Genomic DNA, 21151 nt, shown 5'->3' with positions numbered 1-21151 from the left:
AGATTATTGTACTGCCTTTTCGGTGTGCGGTCAACAAATTAAGAAACGTCAGGAACTTTTTCGAAGAATGCTGTGTAGCTCTCATAATCCATGTATTTTATGACTTTCGATACCGCCGATAAATATATTTCTTTCCTCAACGACCTTGGCGGGTTGATAAGCTTCATTGTCTCTACCGGCATCGCGGTATGGGCTTTAAAAAAAATGCTTCAATAGCAACTTTCCTTTTTAATTCCGAAGAATGTTCTGTGGTTGCCTGATTGTTTAAGTAATCCAGACCTCTTAAATGTTACTTAAACAGGAGTTAAACGCTCACAGTCGAAATTCGCCTGAAATTACTCCACCCCTCCCAAAGAATATTCTGAATATCAAAAAACCCGCATTATTACGTATACATATTGCCCGTTCAAGCGAAAATCCTAAAAATTTGCTTCACGTGGAACTATTCCATTAATATGGATTATATCCAAACTTGGTTTAATGTCAACCGGTTAATAATAGTTTTGACCGTATAGTTGAATTATCACTAAATTCAACGAACCTATCCTCTATCGACCATGAGTACTGTTTCCAAATGGATCATTGGCGTCCTGTGTTTCTTCCTATTCGTTCAATTTGTCAAGTATTGTAACGGAAAACAAGAAGAATCACGTCAATATGAGGCTGAAAACCCTCCCGAGCCAGAAGCTGCTCCTTCAACTACTTATACATTTACCCTCACTAAATTGCTGAACAAGCCTCTTGTCAAGCCAGCTACCTTCACTGTAGATACAAAGTCAACGGACTGGGTGCTGAATTTTAATAACGGCACTTCTTTAACCTATACCATCATATCTGGGAGTGAGAGCGATCCTCTATGTGGATTACAGGTCCGTGACAGCTATGGTGATAAAGCTGTACTGTGCATTAATAAAGGTTCCGACGACAATGTAACCGTAGTTTTCAATTATTCGGGTAAGCGTCTGGTGTACTCAGGTAAATTTGTAAGATGAAAGAATTTAAACCCATTGTGATATGACTGAGAACGATTTGGAAAATGCAAAACTAAAAGCTGAAAGGCTTCACCCGAACGCTCCTGAGGGTGACGTGCAGGACATTGAGATAAACACGGCGGATGGCTTACAAATTATCAGACTTAAACGAAGCCCGGTAATAAAAGGCTTGACGAGGTATTTGGAATGGGAGTTTCTACCGGATGCGTGGAGCTGACAGTTCAATAAATATAGAATTTAATAGTATCCAAACGTAGATATTGTTCGTATCAAGCTTTTCACAACGCATTGAAAATAAAAAGTTTACTTGTAAAATGAACTCGAACTATGCCATATACGTTAGGTATTAAAAATCTTATAATATCATGGCAAAAAACGAGAAGACATCCCCCAAGATGGCGACCAAAGCGGCTAAGGCTCTTTCAAATCCAAACACCTCCAAACTTACGAAAAGCCTAGCCGGTGCATTGTTAACGCAGTCACCTGACAAGAAGAAAAAATAATCCTGGCATTATGACTGACGGAGATCGAGCGAAGGCAGAGGAACTCATCAACAACATAAAAAATAAGAGTGATGACGATTACGAGAAAAACGTAACTTACATTTCTGCTGGAACACTCGTCTTGTCCTTAACCTTTCTGGAAAAGATCATTAAATTAGAGAATTCATCGAACGCATTATTTCTTGTGACGGCTTGGATTCTCATGGGTCTTACCCTCGGATTAAATTTGCTTTCTCACCAGCTTGCCAGCATTTTTTCAGAGAAATCATACGATGAACTGGCGCAAGTGGAAGATGATAGCAGCGAGGTTGTAAAAAATATCCGAAGAAGAAACAAGTATATCAGAAGAATCAATTGGGGAGTTACGGGGTCTATGTTTTTTGGAATGACATTCCTAATAATATTCTGCTCAATCAACGCTTTAAATCCAAAAGTCACAACAAAACCAAAAAGTGAAATGTCAGAAAACAAAATGCTTAATACCGACAATTACGAGAAAAAAGGTCGAACTGTAACGATACACAGCAGTGTACAGAATGCGCCCAAAGAACCTGCAAAAACAACCAGTGACACGGGTTCGACGCAGCAAAACACTTCATCGGATGACAAAAAGTAAGCTCGGAAAAGGAGTACATAAGGTCAAAAAGTCTGGAACCTTAAAAGTGCTTGTTTCCAAGAAGTCCGGTGGTTCCCTTAAACCCCATAAGAGGAGTCAATCCGGGCAATTTCGCCGCACTGATCCAAAGGGGCACGATCATCCTAAGGGTCGTACAATCCTTGTGCCGAAGGGATTAAGCACGTCCTCAGGCAGTGAGACATCCGATGATGAAGAACAAAAATTCAATTAGCCGTTGTTCTCTGGGTCTGCTGCTGTGTTATCCAGTAAGGCGGCGCGGAAAACAGCCTTAAATGCGTCACGCTCACTTTGTGGTCTAAATTTGTATTGTCCATAGCCTTTATGTCTTGCATCAAAATCCCAGTATGCAATTTCCGCTTTGGCAGTTTCCGGTGATTGCTTCGGTTTTTTTGGCGGTTCAATATCAACCATCATTACGGACTGTTCAACGTGTCCATTTCCGTCAATGCTCGCCATGTGCACGACTGACTTACCGCCTGAGGCTGCTGTCTTAGCGTCTGTCAGGGTGTTCCACTGGTCAGGCGTGTATTCTAACGCCCGTTGTGCAATTCGGTTTCCATCGCTGTTTCCCAATCGGTCGCCATTTCCCAGACGCGCCAATCTTTCCAACGCTTCCTGATAGACTGCATATTTTGCAAGAACAACTGCACAAACGGCAATCATAAGATTCTTGTTTTGCTCCGGCACTTCTTCCCAAGGTTTGGCGCTTTCCTCACGGGTTTTGTATCCGAATTCCGGCGCAATTCTTTCGTAAGTTTCATGGAAGGTTTTCGCCAATACTTCTGAGGCTATGGTCATTTTACACCTATGAAATACAGATTACAGGACATTTGATTAGATTTAGATCATAACTCTCAAAGCCTTGCCCGTCAATGAAAGAATCCCTCGAATCAGCGCGGAATATCCATCAATTTCTAATTGTCGCTTCCGTCGCGATTTTTATTTTCGGCCTGTCTATCGGGCCAAATGAAAATAAATATGATTTAGCCAAAGCAGAATTAATTCAATTTAGAAAGTCAGTCGATGATATTGGGACGATCAGAAGACATTTGATCCGCAAAGCATTTTTCTCTCGTGTTTCACCAAAGGATTTGAAACAAGTTACGCGATTCGTAGGGTTCTCTGATATGAGTAATCTGGGTGCTTGGGATTCCCCCATACATTCTATATATCAAGACTTTGAAAACGAATGGCATCTAATTGATAGCTTGCCAGTTAATATTCTTACAAAAGATGCGGTGGATTTATTAAAAGACACTACCGTCATGGAAAACAAAGAGCATTTCGCTTTAAATGCCTTTCCAGTTTACTTAAAAGGTCAGATTATTAGCGAGGGAACGGCTTACATCGAAATTGAAACTGATTTAAAATATATGAACGGTGAAGTCGTCAGTTATTTAAAAGAATTTATTAAAAACAAGTTGGCCGCATCTAGTGATGTAAAAACATTCCTCCCAAAATTTAAGGTTGTCCGTTCCGAAATCTCTGACCATTCAATCGACGATGCGCTAACGCAACTGCAAAATCTTTCAGATGATTATAACTCGAAAAATAAAAATGAAGCGGATTTCATTGGTCTAAAAGTCACCGGAGGGCTTCTTTACATTGTCGGGCCGTTGGTAGTCTTATCACTCTTGGTTTATCTGCTTTCATTGGCTACTCATTTAGACGAAATCTCCATACCCGCTCAAACAACTTGCCTACTGGAATTTCCTTGGATTGCACTTTTCCGAGACAAATACAGCATTTGGATATGCAGAGTTAGCCTGTATGCATTGCCATTTTTGAGTTGTAGCTACCTAGTTTACAAAACTAATGTTGGGATTAGCCAGATGGTCATCATCTATGTTCTAACTATCTTGCCGTCTCTTTATATAGCGCATTGTCTTTCTGTAAAAATAATAAGGCTCAGAAGTAAGACTGTTAATGGATCGTTAATTGATCAATGACAGGCGCTGTCTTAGCCTCTATCAGAAATTGAAGGGCTGTTCGAGTTGGTGTCACAATATTCTATCTTTGTCTATAACCCTTCTGAAACACAATTTATGTTTGAAAATATACCCTGGATGGAAATTATTAAGATTTTAGCGGCCCTACTTGGTGGCGGTCTAATGGGAGCATTTGTCAATAATTATTACGCTGAAAAGAGGAATAGAATTCAGCCGGTAGGAAAAAAACTTACCGTAAATTATGTAGACCTTCCTAAAATCATGACCGGCTATGAGGCCAAGATAACCGTGACAAGCATGGCTGACGGCGGTGATTACCAGTCCCAGTTATTTGAGAAGCTTGCTATCGTAAGGCTAGAATTATCCAATGATGGTAATAAGGATTTTGAAAAATTTGAGATCGGAATTAATCTTCCAATAGGAACTGAGGCAATTGGCTTGCAGTCTGATACTGGAGACCGGTATCACAAGTTTACTTGCAAACAGAAGGTTTCAATGGAAAATACAACCAATGAACTTGATTTTGAAATCGCTCCATTTCACAGGAAAGAAAAATATTCTGTTACCCTGATAACAAAAACCGATTCTGACAAATTGATCGAAGAAATTACGCTTAGCAAAAGTCAATCAATAAAGTTTGTAAACCTTGTTGAATTTGACATTGATCAATATATAAAGGAGGTGGAAAATATCGGCTCCACTTCTGTTATTGGTTCGATTTTCATGGGGCCACTTTCGTTTGTATTCTTCATCAGAAAGCTACTGAATTTGATAAAATGATTTGCATGCGATACTGGTGAGCAGCGACAATTACAGGCTTTAATAATTACCCAACTACCCTTTGACCATCAGAGCAACCAGTGAGTCCGGGGGCTGCTTCCTCTGGCATTGTCGCTATTACTTGTTATCTCACCGCCAAGCCGAAAGGAAATAGTTGGAACCGAATGGATAGATTGTAATACTCAAATTGGCTGCCGTCCATTGCTTTTCTACTGGCTAAATCATAAATTAGAAGCTTAAACCCAGCCCTTTATGACGGAAGCCCAACTCAGAAGAATTCAGGAGATGGAAGCGCGTATCGCACGTGTTACCACAGAAACCAAACTAGTCGAACAACCATTAGCACCACAGCCGCAGCCACAATCACGTTTACCAATTGTGACCGTCGAATCTCCCGTTGTGCAGCCCGTAATCGAGCCTGTAATAAAGCATTCTCGAACTGTAATTGAAACACCAATCCAGCAAGATCATGCGGCCGCTTCATTTTTTGAGGCTGCACCCTATTTCCGGCAGACGATAAAGAAGCCTGTAAATTGGATTGCCTGGGCGATTGGTCTTGCCCTGCTGATTGTGATTGGTGAGGTGATCTGGGTACTTGTGTCATAGTGGCTCCGATGGAAAAAGGAAGTATTGAAGAATTTGAGAAGTTTGCTCAGGAAGTTGAGCAGAGAAAAGAGAGGGATAGAGAATTAACAAAGGAGATTGAAGAATTTACTAATAACCAAATCGACCACCCAAGATTTCTAACCAAACTTAAAATAGCTTTTGAAAACCTTGGTTTAGGGGAATTCTCGCCTAAACCTGACGAACTGGCACGACTTCAAACGAAAGGGCCACTTAATCCAAAGGTTCAAGTCCTGAGCGACATTTTGCTCATGCTGGTCATTCTTCCGCTTTATCTGACCAAAAACATTTACAGTCGTCTGACTAACCGGCTTATCAGAAAGTAAGCAGTCAAATGGCTCCCGTTCTTCGGGTTTAAGTGTGTAATCGGTCATTTCGCTTCCTACCATTCATCAATCTGTATTTTCTGGTATCTGGTTTTTATTATACATTTCAGCTTAACTCGTTGATACATGGAAAAGAAACCCCGTTCAAAATTCTGGATCAGGCTTGCTACTATGTCTTTCGACATTCTCAGTATTTTAAAGCTTGCACTGTTTTCATAGGCGAAGTCTCTCAGGCTTTGATGTTTAAAAATACGCGTAGTCTTGTCTTCCAGTCCTTGGGTCGCCAGTCGTCTTTGTAGAGATTGGATTTACCCATGTTACAGGATTTACAAAGGATTTGAAGGTTTGTCAGCTTCAATGCCAGGCGAGGGTACTTTGAGCGTGGCTTTACATGGTCAACGTGCATCTCTCCAAACCTGCCACAGCACATACAACGGTTGCTGTATAACCTGAGCGCTCTGTATCGTAGTCTGAGCCATTTGTCTGTTTCATAGAAATTCAACTCAGCCTCCGTAACTGCTGATTTTCGTACTGCTCAATATATCGCCATTCTTGCCTAGTCAGCTCAAATTGACCTTTTTTGGAACGGTTGACAAGTGCCTGATACATTCTCGGGCAAAGCGGCTTTACGGTTGGATCCAAAATCTCAACAATATCAGCCGGGGTTGGAATCTCTTTGCCAGTTTTCAGGTAGGTTTTGAATGCTGCTGTAACTTGGTCAATCGTATAATCCTCTAACACCCATTGAAAACCAGCCTCACGCATTTGCGTACTGTCAGCAGCTTCACCGTATTTCTTCAACATCGTGTACGTCTGTTGCAATAAATCCGATAGCTGATCCTGACTGTCCACGCAACTTTTGATCGGCTTCCCACTTGGCTCGACGATCTCGCTTGATTTGGTCTGTGATTTCAGCGGCAAGCTGGGTTTGGGACTTACGACCGCCAAATCCTGTCTGTTCTCCGGCAGGGCTTCCATCTCCGCTAAGAGTTTGGCGAGGGGTGACTGAAGTGTTTCCATTTTTTATCCATTCTGCTTTGAAGCCTGTCCAGCCCCGGTTGACGATAGTTTCCAATGCCTCTTGCAAACCTATATCGGCTTTGACAGCCTCGCGTTTGATCGCCTCCAGTGCTGTATTGGTCACAGGTGCCTTTTTGGCTTTTCGGTGGGTGATGAAATCCTTCCAGACATCCGCGGAAACCCCATCGGGCGCTATTATATTATTACTTACTTTATTGTTACTGTTATTGTTAACTGTTATTGTAGCATCGCCAAGCATTGCTCGAGCATTGCTACTAGCATGCTCTGAGCATGTATCTTTTTGATTTTGCCACCTTTTATTTGCAGCCTTCTCAGCACGTTCGGAACGGAACTTTGCCTGATTATCCTGCTCATCGAGCAACTGGTTACATGTTTCATGGCTCAAAAGACCCCCTTTTTCCTGCTTGAAGAATGCTCGGATAATGCTACTAGCATGCTCAAAGCATTCACCTGAAACACCGGATATTCTGGCGAGCGCATGGTTGTTATCCGGCAAAGGTTGTCGGGTTTCCATGTAATGATCGATCAGACGGCGATAGATACCGTCCTGTTCTGCTGTCAGGTGTAGGGTTTTGTTTTTGTATCGCTCAGGATACCAAGGGAACCAGTCCATTATTAAACTCCGCAGTCATTGTTTCGCAGTAGACAAAATGAGCGTTCAGCCCTGCGAAGATGCTGATAAAGGATGTCTTACGTCCACCGCTATGACCAGATAATAGCAGAAGGCAACCGCCTGTCAATAAAAATATTCTACCAATGACACATCCTTTAAATTCAAGAAAAATTAATTCAACGCTGTGATGTCACCAGAAGAGTCAAACGCCGTAGGCACTGTACTTAAGGAAGGTTTTTGGTGGGGAAGGCTCCTGTTAGGGCCGTCGGTGAAAAGTGTTGGTGACAATTTAGGGAGAGCTACCGATCACTTTTTTGAGAAGCTAGACCAAAATAGGTTCAAAGGTGCAGCGCTCATTGATTCCAAAATTTTAGACGGAAATGTGAAGCTGAAACCTGTCGAAGAAATAAATCTGAAAGTGCTCGGGCCCTTAATCGAAGGTATTTCGTTGGAAAGCGATGATGATCTTCGTGAAATGTGGGCGAATCTTTTCGTAAACTATGTTGATAGCGCTAAGAACTTGACGATAACGGTCTACCCAGAGATTTTGAAGCAGTTGTCCACAGCGGAAGCTGATATTTTGGAAAGCATGATTAACGATGATCAGTATTCCATAGCCACAGACGAGAAAACACAACTTGAAAGGCCAGTTGGTTACGAAGAATTAGCTAATTTGGTGCGACTTGGACTTATTGAACCTCATAGAACGATTGGATATGTGAATGATCCAACGATAACAGGGAATCAAAGACCAATGGAACGGAATATTGAGAATGACCTTTATTTCCTTACCCAATTCGGTCACCACTTCTTGGAAGCTTGCAGCACAGAGCCTCTTGACCACTAACCTGATATCTACAAAAGGAAGCAAAGAAGTTTTTGTTTGTATAGATATTCTCTATACATTCATGAAACAAATAAAAATAACCTATGATTAGTTTCTTGAATCAATTTGCTGGAAAAGACCAGCTAATTAAAAAGCAAGGTCAAGATGACCAAGCCTGGGAGCGGGAAATTGGGCCACAGCTTTTAGCACTCCAAAAATTAGGGCTTGTTACTGTAAGATATGCGAATGAAGTAAGTTACCCAGTTATTGGGATACTTACGGAAGCAGGCGTGAAACAGCGGGATCTCCTTCTAGGGTAACATTCATCTTCAAGAGTTGTTAAGCCTCGGCAATAGTCGGGGCTTTTTTATGCCCAAGAAGAAGTCCACCAGTTCCAGCAGCCGGATCAATAACAGTAGGAACAAGAACATACTTTCTTCTAACAGTGTACGTTTATCATACTTAACATCATGTACTACAGCAACAGTATGAACATCTGCAAGTATTACATGTAAATACTTGTCAGTAATTACAAACATTACAATTATAACTATTACCTTTGCAGTCAGTAATAACAACTGATAGTTACCAACAGATAAAGAAAATGCCCCACTTTACGTGAGGCACATTTAAAGGTGAATGTTAGTAAATTAAACTGATTACAGCAGTAATTATCAGTATTGCAGCGAGAATGATTTCGAGTATCAGGCGAGCATTCTCAAGCTTCTCTTTACGAGAATTGGTCGGACGTTGGCGCTTGCTGGTGCGCTCTGGCTTTAATTTCTCCATATTTTTATCGTCTCAAATGTAGCCCGACCTCGGGCTATGTTTGTTTCTACCATCTGAGCAACACAAATATACTGTTATTCCAATTCTCTTTGTAGAATACAATTAAAAGTTTACAAAATATAATACTTAATTATCTGCAAATCAATAAGTTATGAATTTATAAAAGTAAAAAAGTTTACATTTTTTATTTTTTAATCGTTGAAATTGTAGCCTACTTCTACTATCATAGCGTTGATTTGGTCTTCTTCACTTTCGTACTGCTCCAAGTCTTCCCGCATGTTCATATAAATCTTTGGTATCGTGTTCCTGTTGCTCTTCCGATTCTGTTCTTTTCGGGCATTATTGTACTTCGTTTCTTTCATTTCTTCGTGATCCTGATCTCTACACGTGGGTTCGTTCTGTCCACTCCTACATGATCCCAGCTCTCACTGTCAACAATTTCGTAGTTATCATCCAGAATCACGCCCTGGCTTACCAGATAATCAGTCACCGCTTTGAAGTAGGATTGTCCATCACGCTTACGACGGCACGGCCACGCAAATGTGTAGTGGATATGTACGCTAGTGTTTATTCCTGCAGCTTCCAGTGCTGGACAGCTCGCCTTCCATTCCTTGTATTTCTTCGATGGGAAACGCTTCTGCTTGGACCCGCCACCAAATAGTGAATTAACACTGGGCGGGAATGGCAGAGTGATTATCAACTGAGTTCGCGGAACAAATCGTTGAGCTTCACTTTGCCCTTCGTGATCTTAACGATCTTCATAGCAACCTTCATGCTAGGGTTTTCACCATTCAGCAAACGGTAAAGCGCTGTGCGGTGTGCGTAGCCAATGGCTGCGGCAAACTCGGTTTTTGATTTGTCTTTTAAGTATTCATTAAGGGTCATGCGGTGATTGTACCGCGAAATGATAACCACTGCAAGACATTTTTTTCGAAAAAAATCACTCGAAACACATTTTTCCTGTTGACAGGCGTATTGTCAGGTGATACGGTGTCTGTGTTGAAAAGGAGAGCTAATACATGATTTACGGATATACCACACCACCTCAAGCCGTTAAAGATGGCATCGTTCATCGCCTTGCAATTTTTTACAAATCATTATCAAAGGATGAATTGATCGAGAAAAGCGGCGCACCTGAATATGTGCCAGTTGCGATTGAGGAGCTTACTATCGAAGGTAAGATTGAATACATCAATGGCCGCTATGTGCTGAAAGGCAGAAACTAATGTCAATTTTTGAGAAGCTATTGGCTCCGTTCGACCCGTCACTTGTATCATGGCGCGTAGGTTCCATGACAAAGAATAAGGATAAAGGAATGGCATTGGCATACATAGATGCCCGTGACGTAATGAAGCGATTAGATGAAGTTGTCGGACCGGAAAACTGGAAAGACCGCTATGAATACTACGGAAACACATCTATCTGCTATCTCTCAATCAGAATTGATGGTGAATGGATTGAAAAAGCAGACGGCGCTGGCGATACAGCAGTTGAAGCAGAGAAAGGCCGTATTTCAGACGCCTTCAAACGTGCTGCTGTTAAGTGGGGTATTGGTCGCTATTTGTATGACATCGATTCAGTGTGGGTTAACCTTGAACAGCGCGGAAATTCTTACGCCATCCCGAAAGGGGAATTCGAGCGCTTACAAAAATGTCTTCCCGGCAGCAAGGTTGATCCCGGCCCCCCTGAACCAGAGCCAATCACAGCAGAACGTAAAGCTTTCCTCATAAATACCCTTAAAGAAGCTAAGGACATAGACAATCTTACCAAACTGCATGATGCGGCAAAACAGGAATGTGAAAAGGTAAGTGATGCTTCGGCGTATAAGGAAATTTTAAAGGTAGCAAAAGAGCGAAAATCACAATTACAACCACCACAGGAGACTAAAATTGACCCAACCAACTAACATCGGTGGCGTTTCTGGCGAACGTCTTACCCTTCTAATTGAGCGTGTTGAACGCCTTGAAGAAGAAAAAGCAGGTCTGGCGGATGACATTCGTGATGTCTATGCGGAATCGAAGTCAGCAGGATACGACACCAAGATCATGCGCCAGATTGTAAAACTCCGCAAAATGGATCGACAGAAACGCCAAGAACAGGAAGAAATTCTTGAAATGTATAAATCAGCTATTGGATTGGAGTAAAACCGTGGCATCAGTAAACAAAGCAATCATCGTCGGCAATGTCGGCAAAGACCCTGAAATCCGAACAGCACAATCCGGCTCACGTTTCGCAAGCTTTACGATTGCAACAAGCGAATCATGGAAAGATAAAGCGACTGGCGAACGAAAGGAACGCACTGAGTGGCACAACATCTCAGTAACTAATGATGCACTGGTGGGTATTGTTGAGCGGTTTATCAAGAAAGGCTCAAAGCTTTATATCGAGGGTCAACTGGAAACACGTAAATGGACAGATGCCGAAGGCAAAGACCGTTATACAACCGAAGTTGTCCTCAGACCATACAAGGGAGAAATCACCCTATTGGATAGCAAGCCGGATGCCCAACAATCGGATAATGGTGCGGCCTACTTTAAGGCGCAAAACGAGCCATCAGGTTTTGCAGACGATCTTGACGATGATTTACCTGACTGGAACAATGGCGAATTTCATAAGTGACCGAAAGCAAAACCATCATCCTGCGTTCAACCCAGCAATCCGACTATGCGGTAAAACTCATAGCCGGGTTGCCAAAGGATCAGGACAATCCGAAGTGGACGGTTACGATTGAAAAATATTCCAAACAGCGTAGCACAGCCCAAAACTCACTGTATTGGAAATGGATCGAAGTTATATCTATGGCTAGACCACAGGGAATTGTCATGACGCGAGACAAGTGGCATTATGCTATGGCGATAATGTTTCTGGAACCGATTGAAGTACCTGACCTTAAAACAGGCCAATTAATACCATGTCCCCGATCTACAAGAGGCTTGAATACGAACCAATTTACCGAATACCTGAACAAAATTGAAGAATGGGCAATTGGAGAAGGAATAATCCTACCCCACCCGGACGACCTGATTTGGAGTAAATAATGATCAGTGAAAGAAAATGATTATGTTTCTGACAATTAAACCACCTCAAAAAAAATTAATATGAGTGCTTTCGTGGGAATGTTGTATGATGAATTCGTTGCAATTGGTACAGATACTCTTGCGTGTCATCCTTACCGAGAGGGTGATAAATGTCTTGAGCCACTGCTTTTCACAACAAAGGTTTACCACCTTCCACATCTAAAATCTGCGTTCGCTTGCACAGGATACCAAATATTAGGATTTAAGTTCTATGAATTTGTAAACCGCTTCATAATAGGAAAAGATTTGAATGGCTTATTGCAGGCTGATATTGGAGAACTGAAAAAATTCATGGATTTTGACAATCAACGTTTTGGCGGTAGGTTATTTGTATATGGCTTTGATGAGACTCTTGGAGTTTTTAGAGGAAGTCACTGCCGAATAAGTGAAAGAGACACTGAAAACGTCTGGACTGAAATTAAAAGTAATTCTCAGATAGACGGGGTATCATTCGTTCTGCAACCACTATTCGACAAGCTGCATGAGGAGATCGAAAATTCTTTACCGGACAGTGCTAAGCATAAAGAGTACATCAAAACTGCGATAACAATTCAGAAGCAAAAAGACAGTAAAATGCCTTTAAATGAGCAAGTCGGGATTGGCGGTGATATTGTTTTTACACAGATGTTCTTGACTGAGGAAAACAAGTTTATGATCGCTTCAGAGGTAATTTACGAATTCCCCGACAAAGAGGAAATAGGAGAAATTATGATGAAAAGGATTGCATCATGAGTTATTTTGAGGGGCAATCATAATGCAAGATCTTGACGGTCAAATCTATATCTCAATAAGCCACTGGGGGTTATTCCCTTGCCCTTAGCATTCCCAAAACCTGCGAAGAAAAAGAAAGTGAAACAGGGTGACGAAGGGTTTCTTAAATTCCTTCGTACCCTCCCCTGCCTTTGCACCGGAAAGATGGGCGCAGTTACTGCTCACCACTTGCTCGACACCGGTTTACGTGGCACAGCTCTCAAAAGCCCCGACAGGCTATCAATACCCCTTGACTGGCACATCCACGATGCTCTCCACCGTGCCGGCGATGAAATTCTTTTTCTGTCCAATTACGGCATTACAGACGCCATGGGCATTGCAGATCAATTCTACGAATGCTACCTAAACGACGATTACGACACACCCTATGACATGATAATGAGGAGATTTCTATGAGTGACAATAAAATGCTTGATGATCTTAAATTCGATCTGAAGGTAATTGAGGAATCCTTAAAACACTATGCTAAAAGATTTGAAAACGCCCGTGGAAGCCAGATTTTAGCTCATACTGGATTGGCGGCCCTAGATAGAACATGTAGTAATCTATCAAATCGGGCCTTACTCATGGAATGGCAACCGATTGAAAACGCGCCGAAAGACGGAACATTCATTCTAGCTCATGATCTAGCTTATAAGTTTCCGATAGTGATAAATTACTTTAAGTGCGATGATTGGCAAGGTTGGATATATTCTGACGAATCATTTGTCGATGATCTTCCAGAGCCTACCCACTGGATGCCCCTACCAACCCCACCGGAGAAAACAAATGACCGATAAATTCTACGCAGACAGACCTGATAAGGGTGCTCACAAAGTTCTTATTGTGAAACAATCTTACTGTAACCAAATATGTGATTTTGAATTTTATCAATCATACACAGGAGAATACTTCAACCCCTTCCTGAAAGTCCGCTACACTCCCCGTAAGTGGTGGAAGTTCTGGGCACCGAAATTCACCGTTACCTTCGAGGGAGACAGTAATTGACCAAAATTGAAGATCAGATCACAGGCAGAATCATTGAACAACTCGAACAAGGCGTTCCCTCGTGGCGAGCTGGCTGGAAAGAGGGCGTTCCTTTGACCATGCCTGTAAATGGGGTTACCGGATACCAATACCGTGGTGTGAATGTCCCCTACTGTTGGTTGACCATGCAGGAAAAAGGTTATCAGAGCAGTAAATTTGCAACCTTTAAACAGTGGGCAGAGAAAAAAGAGTTTGTCCGTAAGGGTGAGAAGGCAAGCCCGATTGTGTATTACGATACAATTGTCAGAGAAAAAGACGACGAAGTCACGAAGATCCCATTTTTAAAAATGTCGTTTGTTTTTAATCAATGCCAACTGCAATCTTATAGTGCTGAACAGGAAGCAATCCGGGAACAAACTGACTTTGTAACCCGCATTCAAAAGGCCGATGATTTTATTAATAACACAGGTGCAATCGTCAAACACGGTGGAAATCGTGCGTTCTACCACACGGCACAAGATTATATTCAATTGCCGCCGACTTTCGCCTTCACTGGCACTGACTCGCAGAACCCAACTGAGTCGTACTATTCCACCAAGCTTCACGAGCTATCCCATTGGACAGGGCATGAAAAACGGTGCAATCGCCAATTTGGAAAGCGCTTCGGTGATAATGCTTATGCGTTTGAGGAGCTGATTGCAGAATTGTCATCTGCGTTTTTATGTGCTGAATTGGAGATAACAGACGGTGAAAAGCCAGATCATGCCAGCTACATAGGCCATTGGCTGGAAATCCTCAAAAAAGATAACAAGGCGATTTTCACCGCTGCAAGTGCAGCATCCAAGGCAGGGGATTTCATGAAGTTGTTACAGCCTACTTCTCGTGATCTTTCTCGTTCTCCGGTTTGAAGCTCTCTTTAAATTTTTCTTTTTTGGCCTCTTTCGCACCCGCTTTGAAGGCCATAGTATAATTGTTCAGGTTTAAGTCCTTTCGGCGTTCGATTGCCGTCAGGACTTCCTTTGCTTTTTTGGAATCAGCCTTTTCAATCAAATAACCGTCATTGTACCCCCTGACCATTTCAGGATTTACCCGAAGATCCTCGTTTTCATCGCTCATGATCATTTTCTTTATCTTTTTTCTTAAAGGCGGCTGCAAACTTTTCCTTGGCTGTTTTCCTCTCCTCTGGCGTCCGGCCTACAAATGCATCGAACTTTTCAGTCTCGGCCTTTTTCTTATCACGAATGAAGTTTCTTTCCTCCATGTCGGCCTGATGAATATTGTATTTCAGCTTGTCGTTTAGGTTTTTAATCTTCGCCCTCTCTACGCTCTGCTCCATAGCGTGAACTTCCCTTTCGGTGAACTTGGGTCTTCCGTTATCGAAATAAGGCTCTTTCTCGGGAGCTTTTTCCTTCTCGGTGGCTTTTTCGTTTTCGTTGAATAGGTCTTTTGCCTTCTGAGAGACTTTATCTGGCTGCTGCTGCTGCTGTTTCTTAGAAATATCCTTCTTAGTGTCCCGAAAGTCATTGCCTCGAATGGACTGCTTTAATCCTTCTAGTATTTTGTCAAGCTTTCCCATTATTTGTTCGCGTGTTTAGAAAGATAAGCGTCAATACTGTCCAGGTCGTAAAGTATGTGCTTCGGGAATGGCTGTGTGAATCTTATAGCATTCGTATCCCTGAGCTTTTGCAGCGTCGTTTTGCTCGTGATTTTCATGTATTCCATCGCAGCATAACCATCCACCCACTTGTCTCGGCTTACAGCATCTTTCCTGACTTCTTTCAAAAGCCGGTTGACCAGTTCGTAAAATGCCTCATCTTCAAGGGAAATTGCCATGAACCCAAGATAAAAAATATTTAATTACCAAGTACTGCGTCCAATGCTTCATCAGCATTTTTATGAATGAAGTTGTTTTGGTAGCCTATCGTCGTAGTAAGATTGCTGTGTCGGTAAAGCTTTTGCAGCATTTGGGGGCTGATTTTATCTCCCGAAATATTTCCAAAAGTATGACGGCTGATATGGTTAGTCATTGGCTTTTCGATCTTCGCAAGCTTCGCCACCTCTTTTAGATATTTATTCAATTTCTTAACACCGTAAGAAATCTTCCTTTCAACGGTGTATTGGTCGTTCATGTCCTCAACCACCTTTAACTCAGGGAAGATCAAATCATTAACCTGCTCGTCACCTCTATATTGACTAAGTATCTTCGACACCTTCGCCGGAACCTTCAATGAGCCGGGTTTGTCGTTTTTTCCCATGGAATAAAACAAACGATCATTTTGGAAGTCCGACCATTTCATTCTAAGCACGTCGGAAATCCTTACCCCTGCGAAATAGTAAGAGAACAGGAAAATATTTCGCGCGTGGTTATGATTTGCATCCGGCAGATTAAGCTTTTCAATTGCCTCCACTTCTTTTTGAGTAAGTCCTATTTTGGTAGTCTGCGGAATCCTAATCTGAATTTTACCCCTGCCAAAAGGATAGTTTTTATGATCGGCTATTTCCGCCAAGAGCGCTTGATTGTAGACCGTCCGAATAAGTATAAGGTGATTTACAATTGTGCGATCTGTGACTTTCCTGTCACCTTTCAGGTAGGCTTTGAACCTGTTCAACAGCGGAACCGTGATCTCAGAGAAGTCAATGTCCTCCGTTCCAAGAAATTCTTTGAAGTTTTTCAGCCGGGAAAGGTCTGTCGGAACACGGTTATATTTACCCTCTTTCCGCATGTTTTCAACAAATTCATTCGCAACTGCGAAAAAAGTCACACCCTTTTTAGGTTTTATTTTCTTGGCGACGAACTTGGCAGATACATCCTTCTTTTTGGCCTGCAGCTCCAAACTCATATCACTAGCTTCAGCCAGCTTCTGATTAATTAAGTTGTTCAGCCTCACTGAATTTCGGTGAGTTTTTTTAACTTTACCAGACAGCGCGTCCCAGTCATCCTCATGGACGCTATGCCCAATGTGGATGTAAGATGATTTACGGTCTTTCGTAATTCTCAGGGCAATCGGAAAAGTGCCGTCAGCCTTAGGCGCATTCCTAATCACAACTTTTATTGTCGTCGCCATAGTAATTTGTTTAGGGTCAAACAAATCTAGGAAATTTCAGTCAAACATCAATCAAACATTTCGCGGTTTTTTGTGAATCACTATGAATCAGTCAAAATCTTAACATACTGTATTTCAATCACTTCAACACCATAGTAATACATGGTAAACCACAGTAAACCATTTGGAATAGAATTCATAACCCTAAGGTCGGCAGTTCGATCCTGCTCCCCGCTACACGAAAGACATCCACTACGGATGTCTTTTTTATTTCCCCTATTTGCGACCGCACGAGAATTAAATTCAGCGAGTTTCGGTTTACAGTAATTGGTAACACCACCCAATCACCTCACAACTGTATGAAATTGTTATTCCAATACCTGACCAGGTATAAAGGGCTCATATTCCTGGCACTCGTCATGGCCGCCATTAACCAGGTATTTTCCCTTCTCAACCCTTATATCCTCGGTAATTACCTCATCGACCCTTACGCAAACAAAGCCGCGGAATTCCGTAACAATGGTCTGAACGATGCATTTTTCAAAGGAGTGCTCATGGGCCTGCTGATGATTATAGGCGTCGCCATGGTTTCCCGTATTGCCAAGGCATTCCAGGATTATCTGGTGAATGTAGTCATTCAGAAATTTGGCGCCAGCCTCTATACCGACGGCCTTCGGCATGCGCTGAGGCTTCCCTTCCAGGATTTCGAAGACCAGCGATCAGGCGAGACGCTCTCCGTGCTGCAAAAAGTCCGGGCCGACTGCGAAAAATTCATCACCAACTTCGTTAATGTACTCTTTGCCACCCTGGTCGGCATTGTTTTCGTGGTGGTCGTCGCATTCAAACTCAGCCCGATGCTGCCGCTGATCTACCTGGTAGGCTCGGTCGTGCTCGCATTCCTCACGAGTGTGCTAAGCCGTAAGATCAAAACGATACAGAAGAACATTGTCAAGGAAACAACGGCCCTGGCCGGCTCCACGACCGAATCCCTGCGTAACATCGAACTGGTCAAAAGTCTGGGGCTCACCCAGCAGGAGATCAGCCGGCTCAACACCACTACCTATAAGATCCTCAAACTGGAACTGAGAAAGGTAAAAAGTATTCGGTCCGTCAGTTTCATTCAGGGAACATTCGTCAATTTCCTGCAACAATGCATCATGTTTGCATTGCTCTTCTTTGTCTTCCGCGACAGAATTACCGTAGGTCAGATGATGATGATGCAGTTCTACTCATTCTTCATCTTTGGGCCATTACAGGAACTAGGCAACGTCATACTCTCCTACCGCGAAGCAGAGGCGTCTCTTGCCAACCTTCAGACATTGCTGGCCCGGCCTGTGGAGCACAAACCGTCCAATCCGGAAGCAATCAGCGAAATCGAGCAACTGCAGTTCGATCACGTGAAATTTCAACATCAGTCGGCCAAGCGCCCGGCATTGGAGGATATTTCATTTGATGTCAAACGCGGCGAAACCATCGCATTCGTAGGACCATCCGGGTCAGGGAAAACCACCATGGTAAAACTACTGGTGGGACTTTACCAACCCATTGAAGGCAATGTATTTTACAATGGCATCGATGGCAAACAGATCGATTTCGACGAGATCAGGAACAAAATCGGCTTTGTAACGCAGGATACGCAGCTCTTCTCCGGTACGATCAAGGAAAATCTCCTGTTTGTAAATCCCGATGCGACCGACGAAATGATCAGCGATGTGCTTATGAAAGCCGCCTGCTACAACCTGCTGGCAAGGGCCGAGAACGGCATCGATACAGTCATCGGCGAAGGTGGCCTGAAACTTTCTGGCGGTGAACGCCAGCGTCTGTCCATTGCGCGCGCGCTCCTGCGCCACCCCCACCTGATCATTTTCGACGAAGCTACGTCCGCGCTGGACTCGCTCACGGAGGAAGAGATCTCAAACACGATCCGCGACATTACAGACCAGCGTCAGCATATTACGGTTATGATCGCTCACCGCCTCTCAACGATCATGTATGCCGACCGTATTTATGTTCTGGAAAAAGGCCGCATCGTCGAAACCGGAAACCATCATACGCTTCTGGATGAGAAAGGCCTGTACTACGCCATGTGGAGACAACAAATCGGGGAGCGGAAGGATGAGCCGATCCTCACCGCCTGAGCATTTAAGGTTCTATTTACTCAAATATCTTGTCAAGCAAACGCCCGGTCAACACGCCGGGCGTTTGTCATATCCGCAAGAAACAGGTTTGCCAGTGCTTCCAAGCATGATACTTTTGGTTCTGAAATCAGTTGCAAACGCTTAATAACCATGATCAACATCGAGAACCTTGACTGGACGACCATTCAGGAAAAACTTCATCTAAATGGAATTGCGCTTCTGGAAAAAGCCCTCAACCCGGAAGAATGCGACCACCTGATCGAACAATATGACAACCAGGCGCTTTACAGAAAAACCATTGTCATGGAACGTTATCGCTTCGGGCTGGGCGAATACAAATACATGTCATACCCTCTTCCTCCGATTATCCAGTCACTTCGGGAGCAGGTTTATCCCAAACTCACCGCCGTAGCGAACCAATGGATGGAGGTACTGAAACAAGCGGTCCGCTATCCGCCGGATTTAGCTGATTTTCAAATGTTATGTCAGGCGACGGGCCAGACTAAGCCCACTGTTTTGATATTGAAATACGGAAAAGGCGGCCACAACACACTGCACCAGGACCTATATGGTGCTGTTTTCTTCCCTATTCAAATGGTGATTTTTCTCAGCGAACCTGATGTCGATTACACCGGCGGGGAATTTGTCTTAACCGAGCAGGTTCCGCGTGCCCAATCCAAGGCGACTGTCCTGAAACCGCGCAAAGGAGATATCTTGCTTTTCACAACCAGCTTCCGGCCGGTAAAAGGAAGTAAAGGTTATTACCGGGTCAGCATGAAACATGGCGTAAGTGAAGTGCTTGCCGGGAACCGCTATACCCTCGGCATCATTTTTCACGACGCATTAAGCTGATGCCCATGATTTCTCACAACGACATCGGTCCCCGCTCTTTCGGAACGAGCAGAAAACTCAAAAAACTGATCGATGCGGGCGAAATCCATTATGGCGGAAACAGGAAATTAAAAATATACGGTTTGATGTCCTGCGCTTCGGGAAGACGAATGAAACGGGAGAACAGGGTATTCTTCGCGGACGAAGCCGACGCGCTTTCCCACGGGTACCGTCCTTGCGGGCATTGTATGCGCAGTGCCTACCTCCGCTGGAAAGAGAACTCAAATTAGTTCTTTGACAGCCAGACTTCTCCAGAGGTAAAAGGCCAGATAACTCTGCCAGCCAGCATAGCCACTGAAAAACGAATCGATCTTCTGCGTTTCGTTCCTGTCGGTGATGATGCCATGGGCCGACAATGCATTCAACAGGCCCACATCCCCATGCGGAATGCCCTGCGGAGTACGCAAGGTTTTCATGAGCGCATAGTTGGCGGTCCATACACCGATACCTTTATGACTTGTCAATGCTTTTTGCTGGGATTGAAAATCGGGTAATGCGGCGATGGAGCTCCGGCTCAACGTTCCCGCGGCAAATGCAGCAGCAATGCCGATCAGGTATTGCGCTTTCTTTTCCGAAAATTGCATCGCCCTCAGTTCGGCCGGATCGGCTTCGGCCAGCGTTTCAGGTTCCGGAAAAATCAGAAAGACTTCCTCTCCGCATTCAATCGTGTCGCCAAACCGCTCGACCAAGCGGCGCTTTAACTTATAAGCAAATTTAAGGTTGATTTGCTGACCAATTATGCACCAGCACAATGCCTCGAAGAGGTCGGAGATACCGATCAGCCGTAAACCGCTAAAAGCTTCCGTCATATAATCCAGACGGTTATCGAGGCTTAACAACTTGTAGAAAGGCTGAATCTCCCGCCCCATGTCGAACCATTCGGACACGTAGGCTGCAATAAAATCACGGCTTTCACGGCCCGCTTCCCCCTTCATGACGTCGATCTGAAGGAAACTGCCACTTTCACGAACCCGAAACAATACATTGCCTTGCGGTGTACGTATTGCCTTACTAACGGCCCCGTCAGCAATGGCATGCAAACAATCGTCATAATTGCGGTTTAGGAACCACAGGCATTCCTGAAAGCTGAAAAGTGGCGGAAGCGGGATGAGAAGCCTTGGATGATCATTCATGCATTAAAATTACCCCAAAAGGCAATCCCATTCAAACCTGTTTCTTGCGAA

Annotated in this window: 34 protein-coding genes; 22 read left to right on the top strand and 12 right to left on the bottom strand. The window is 43.5% G+C overall.

What is annotated here, in order from left to right; translation table 11 throughout:
- The first annotated feature begins 557 nt into the window (after positions 1-557).
- The 4 genes from BP71_RS05370 (at position 558) to BP71_RS05355 (ending at position 2111) form a co-directional block, all read left to right on the top strand.
- Positions 558-992: a hypothetical protein gene (locus tag BP71_RS05370; protein ID WP_496377373.1), complete on the top strand. Its 435-nt coding sequence runs from the start codon at positions 558-560 to the stop codon at positions 990-992.
- 22 nt (positions 993-1014) lie between these two features.
- A complete protein-coding gene (locus BP71_RS05365; RefSeq protein WP_496377371.1) occupies positions 1015-1209 on the top strand; it encodes a hypothetical protein in 195 nt (64 codons plus the stop codon).
- A gap of 148 nt (positions 1210-1357) precedes the next feature.
- Entirely contained in the window at positions 1358-1495 is a 138-nt protein-coding gene (locus tag BP71_RS05360) for a hypothetical protein (protein ID WP_496377369.1), read from the top strand.
- 10 nt (positions 1496-1505) lie between these two features.
- Positions 1506-2111 (top strand): hypothetical protein, encoded by a 606-nt coding sequence (locus BP71_RS05355; protein ID WP_496377367.1) that lies wholly within the window; start codon positions 1506-1508, stop codon positions 2109-2111.
- A gap of 228 nt (positions 2112-2339) precedes the next feature.
- Here the strand turns inward: BP71_RS05355 and BP71_RS05350 are convergent, their stop codons facing one another.
- On the bottom strand, positions 2340-2930 hold the full coding sequence (locus tag BP71_RS05350; protein WP_496377365.1) for a hypothetical protein: 591 nt from the start codon (positions 2928-2930) through the stop codon (positions 2340-2342).
- A gap of 74 nt (positions 2931-3004) precedes the next feature.
- On the opposite strand from BP71_RS05350, the gene BP71_RS05345 reads away from it, so the two are divergent.
- From BP71_RS05345 to BP71_RS05330, 4 genes are all read left to right on the top strand, one after another.
- Positions 3005-4081, top strand: coding sequence for a hypothetical protein (locus BP71_RS05345; protein WP_496377363.1), 1077 nt, complete (start codon positions 3005-3007; stop codon positions 4079-4081).
- A 96-nt stretch (positions 4082-4177) separates the two neighbouring features.
- Positions 4178-4861, top strand: a complete 684-nt coding sequence (locus BP71_RS05340) for a flagellar basal body-associated FliL family protein (RefSeq protein ID WP_496377361.1) — start codon at positions 4178-4180, stop codon at positions 4859-4861.
- Between the two features lie 252 nt (positions 4862-5113).
- Positions 5114-5467, top strand: coding sequence for a hypothetical protein (locus tag BP71_RS05335; RefSeq protein WP_496377359.1), 354 nt, complete (start codon positions 5114-5116; stop codon positions 5465-5467).
- A gap of 8 nt (positions 5468-5475) precedes the next feature.
- A complete protein-coding gene (locus BP71_RS05330; RefSeq protein ID WP_496377357.1) occupies positions 5476-5811 on the top strand; it encodes a hypothetical protein in 336 nt (111 codons plus the stop codon).
- A gap of 229 nt (positions 5812-6040) precedes the next feature.
- On the opposite strand, the gene BP71_RS05325 is transcribed toward BP71_RS05330, so the two are convergent.
- The 3 genes from BP71_RS05325 to BP71_RS05315 all read right to left on the bottom strand — a co-directional run bounded on the left by BP71_RS05325 (position 6041) and on the right by BP71_RS05315 (position 7465).
- Positions 6041-6241: an HNH endonuclease gene (locus tag BP71_RS05325; RefSeq protein WP_496377355.1), complete on the bottom strand. Its 201-nt coding sequence runs from the start codon at positions 6239-6241 to the stop codon at positions 6041-6043.
- A gap of 68 nt (positions 6242-6309) precedes the next feature.
- The gene (locus BP71_RS05320; protein ID WP_496377353.1) at positions 6310-6615 is read right to left on the bottom strand and encodes a hypothetical protein; all 306 of its coding nucleotides are present in this window, start codon (positions 6613-6615) and stop codon (positions 6310-6312) included.
- A complete protein-coding gene (locus tag BP71_RS05315) occupies positions 6596-7465 on the bottom strand; it encodes a DUF1376 domain-containing protein (protein ID WP_496377351.1) in 870 nt (289 codons plus the stop codon). Before BP71_RS05315 ends, BP71_RS05320 begins: the two co-directional genes overlap by 20 nt.
- 187 nt (positions 7466-7652) lie before the next feature.
- Here BP71_RS05315 and BP71_RS05310 point away from each other — a divergent pair, with 187 nt between their 5' ends.
- The gene (locus tag BP71_RS05310; RefSeq protein WP_496377349.1) at positions 7653-8312 is read left to right on the top strand and encodes an Abi-alpha family protein; all 660 of its coding nucleotides are present in this window, start codon (positions 7653-7655) and stop codon (positions 8310-8312) included.
- Positions 8313-8395: 83 nt separating this feature from the next.
- Positions 8396-8611 carry a hypothetical protein gene (locus tag BP71_RS05305; RefSeq protein WP_496377347.1) on the top strand — a complete coding sequence of 72 codons (216 nt, stop codon included), beginning with the start codon at positions 8396-8398 and terminating at the stop codon, positions 8609-8611.
- 660 nt (positions 8612-9271) lie between these two features.
- On the opposite strand, the gene BP71_RS05300 is transcribed toward BP71_RS05305, so the two are convergent.
- Genes BP71_RS05300 through BP71_RS05290 form a run of 3 tightly spaced genes read right to left on the bottom strand, consistent with a single transcriptional unit; the run spans position 9272 to position 9965 of the window.
- The gene (locus BP71_RS05300; protein ID WP_496377345.1) at positions 9272-9442 is read right to left on the bottom strand and encodes a hypothetical protein; all 171 of its coding nucleotides are present in this window, start codon (positions 9440-9442) and stop codon (positions 9272-9274) included.
- A complete protein-coding gene (locus BP71_RS05295) occupies positions 9439-9780 on the bottom strand; it encodes a RusA family crossover junction endodeoxyribonuclease (RefSeq protein ID WP_496377343.1) in 342 nt (113 codons plus the stop codon). The genes BP71_RS05300 and BP71_RS05295 overlap by 4 nt, the downstream gene beginning before the upstream one ends.
- Positions 9777-9965, bottom strand: coding sequence for a helix-turn-helix domain-containing protein (locus BP71_RS05290; RefSeq protein WP_496377341.1), 189 nt, complete (start codon positions 9963-9965; stop codon positions 9777-9779). Before BP71_RS05290 ends, BP71_RS05295 begins: the two co-directional genes overlap by 4 nt.
- Positions 9966-10099: 134 nt before the next feature.
- Between BP71_RS05290 and BP71_RS05285 the strand changes: the two genes are divergently transcribed.
- From BP71_RS05285 to BP71_RS05245, 9 genes are all read left to right on the top strand, one after another.
- Complete coding sequence (locus BP71_RS05285; RefSeq protein ID WP_496377339.1) at positions 10100-10306, top strand: hypothetical protein; 207 nt, start codon at positions 10100-10102, stop codon at positions 10304-10306.
- On the top strand, positions 10306-10986 hold the full coding sequence (locus BP71_RS05280; protein ID WP_496377337.1) for a Rad52/Rad22 family DNA repair protein: 681 nt from the start codon (positions 10306-10308) through the stop codon (positions 10984-10986). The genes BP71_RS05285 and BP71_RS05280 overlap by 1 nt, the downstream gene beginning before the upstream one ends.
- Complete coding sequence (locus BP71_RS05275; RefSeq protein WP_496377335.1) at positions 10970-11224, top strand: DUF2312 domain-containing protein; 255 nt, start codon at positions 10970-10972, stop codon at positions 11222-11224. The genes BP71_RS05280 and BP71_RS05275 overlap by 17 nt, the downstream gene beginning before the upstream one ends.
- A gap of 4 nt (positions 11225-11228) precedes the next feature.
- Entirely contained in the window at positions 11229-11699 is a 471-nt protein-coding gene (gene ssb, locus BP71_RS05270) for a single-stranded DNA-binding protein (RefSeq protein WP_496377333.1), read from the top strand.
- On the top strand, positions 11696-12118 hold the full coding sequence (locus BP71_RS05265; protein WP_496377331.1) for a recombination protein NinB: 423 nt from the start codon (positions 11696-11698) through the stop codon (positions 12116-12118). The genes ssb and BP71_RS05265 overlap by 4 nt, the downstream gene beginning before the upstream one ends.
- 60 nt (positions 12119-12178) lie before the next feature.
- Complete coding sequence (locus BP71_RS05260) at positions 12179-12889, top strand: hypothetical protein (protein WP_496377329.1); 711 nt, start codon at positions 12179-12181, stop codon at positions 12887-12889.
- A 117-nt stretch (positions 12890-13006) separates the two neighbouring features.
- Positions 13007-13324 (top strand): DUF968 domain-containing protein, encoded by a 318-nt coding sequence (locus tag BP71_RS05255; protein WP_496377751.1) that lies wholly within the window; start codon positions 13007-13009, stop codon positions 13322-13324.
- The gene (locus BP71_RS05250) at positions 13321-13707 is read left to right on the top strand and encodes a DUF551 domain-containing protein (RefSeq protein WP_496377327.1); all 387 of its coding nucleotides are present in this window, start codon (positions 13321-13323) and stop codon (positions 13705-13707) included. The genes BP71_RS05255 and BP71_RS05250 overlap by 4 nt, the downstream gene beginning before the upstream one ends.
- Positions 13708-13911: 204 nt before the next feature.
- A complete protein-coding gene (locus tag BP71_RS05245) occupies positions 13912-14802 on the top strand; it encodes an ArdC family protein (protein ID WP_496377325.1) in 891 nt (296 codons plus the stop codon).
- On the opposite strand, the gene BP71_RS05240 is transcribed toward BP71_RS05245, so the two are convergent.
- From BP71_RS05240 to BP71_RS05225, 4 genes are read right to left on the bottom strand one after another with little or no spacing between them, the layout of a single operon-like run.
- Entirely contained in the window at positions 14768-15010 is a 243-nt protein-coding gene (locus BP71_RS05240) for a hypothetical protein (protein WP_496377323.1), read from the bottom strand. The two genes, BP71_RS05245 and BP71_RS05240, sit on opposite strands and share 35 nt — an antisense overlap.
- Positions 15000-15470 carry a hypothetical protein gene (locus tag BP71_RS05235; protein ID WP_496377321.1) on the bottom strand — a complete coding sequence of 157 codons (471 nt, stop codon included), beginning with the start codon at positions 15468-15470 and terminating at the stop codon, positions 15000-15002. Before BP71_RS05235 ends, BP71_RS05240 begins: the two co-directional genes overlap by 11 nt.
- The gene (locus tag BP71_RS05230; protein WP_496377319.1) at positions 15470-15727 is read right to left on the bottom strand and encodes a helix-turn-helix domain-containing protein; all 258 of its coding nucleotides are present in this window, start codon (positions 15725-15727) and stop codon (positions 15470-15472) included. Before BP71_RS05230 ends, BP71_RS05235 begins: the two co-directional genes overlap by 1 nt.
- A 20-nt stretch (positions 15728-15747) precedes the next feature.
- Complete coding sequence (locus BP71_RS05225) at positions 15748-16959, bottom strand: phage integrase SAM-like domain-containing protein (protein ID WP_496377317.1); 1212 nt, start codon at positions 16957-16959, stop codon at positions 15748-15750.
- 338 nt (positions 16960-17297) lie between these two features.
- Here BP71_RS05225 and BP71_RS05220 point away from each other — a divergent pair, with 338 nt between their 5' ends.
- From BP71_RS05220 to BP71_RS05210, 3 genes are all read left to right on the top strand, one after another.
- Positions 17298-19076 (top strand): ABC transporter ATP-binding protein, encoded by a 1779-nt coding sequence (locus tag BP71_RS05220; protein ID WP_496377315.1) that lies wholly within the window; start codon positions 17298-17300, stop codon positions 19074-19076.
- Between the two features lie 150 nt (positions 19077-19226).
- Positions 19227-19928 carry a 2OG-Fe(II) oxygenase gene (locus BP71_RS05215; RefSeq protein WP_496377313.1) on the top strand — a complete coding sequence of 234 codons (702 nt, stop codon included), beginning with the start codon at positions 19227-19229 and terminating at the stop codon, positions 19926-19928.
- Between the two features lie 5 nt (positions 19929-19933).
- Positions 19934-20197: an Ada metal-binding domain-containing protein gene (locus tag BP71_RS05210; RefSeq protein WP_496377311.1), complete on the top strand. Its 264-nt coding sequence runs from the start codon at positions 19934-19936 to the stop codon at positions 20195-20197.
- On the opposite strand, the gene BP71_RS05205 is transcribed toward BP71_RS05210, so the two are convergent.
- Positions 20189-21100: a DNA-3-methyladenine glycosylase family protein gene (locus tag BP71_RS05205; RefSeq protein WP_496377309.1), complete on the bottom strand. Its 912-nt coding sequence runs from the start codon at positions 21098-21100 to the stop codon at positions 20189-20191. The genes BP71_RS05210 and BP71_RS05205 overlap by 9 nt on opposite strands.
- Positions 21101-21151: the final 51 nt, after the last annotated feature.

The sequence above is a fragment of the Dyadobacter ginsengisoli DSM 21015 genome (assembly GCF_059568735.1).
Note: the sequence above shows the minus strand (reverse complement) of the source record. Positions and strands in the feature narration are given on the sequence as shown.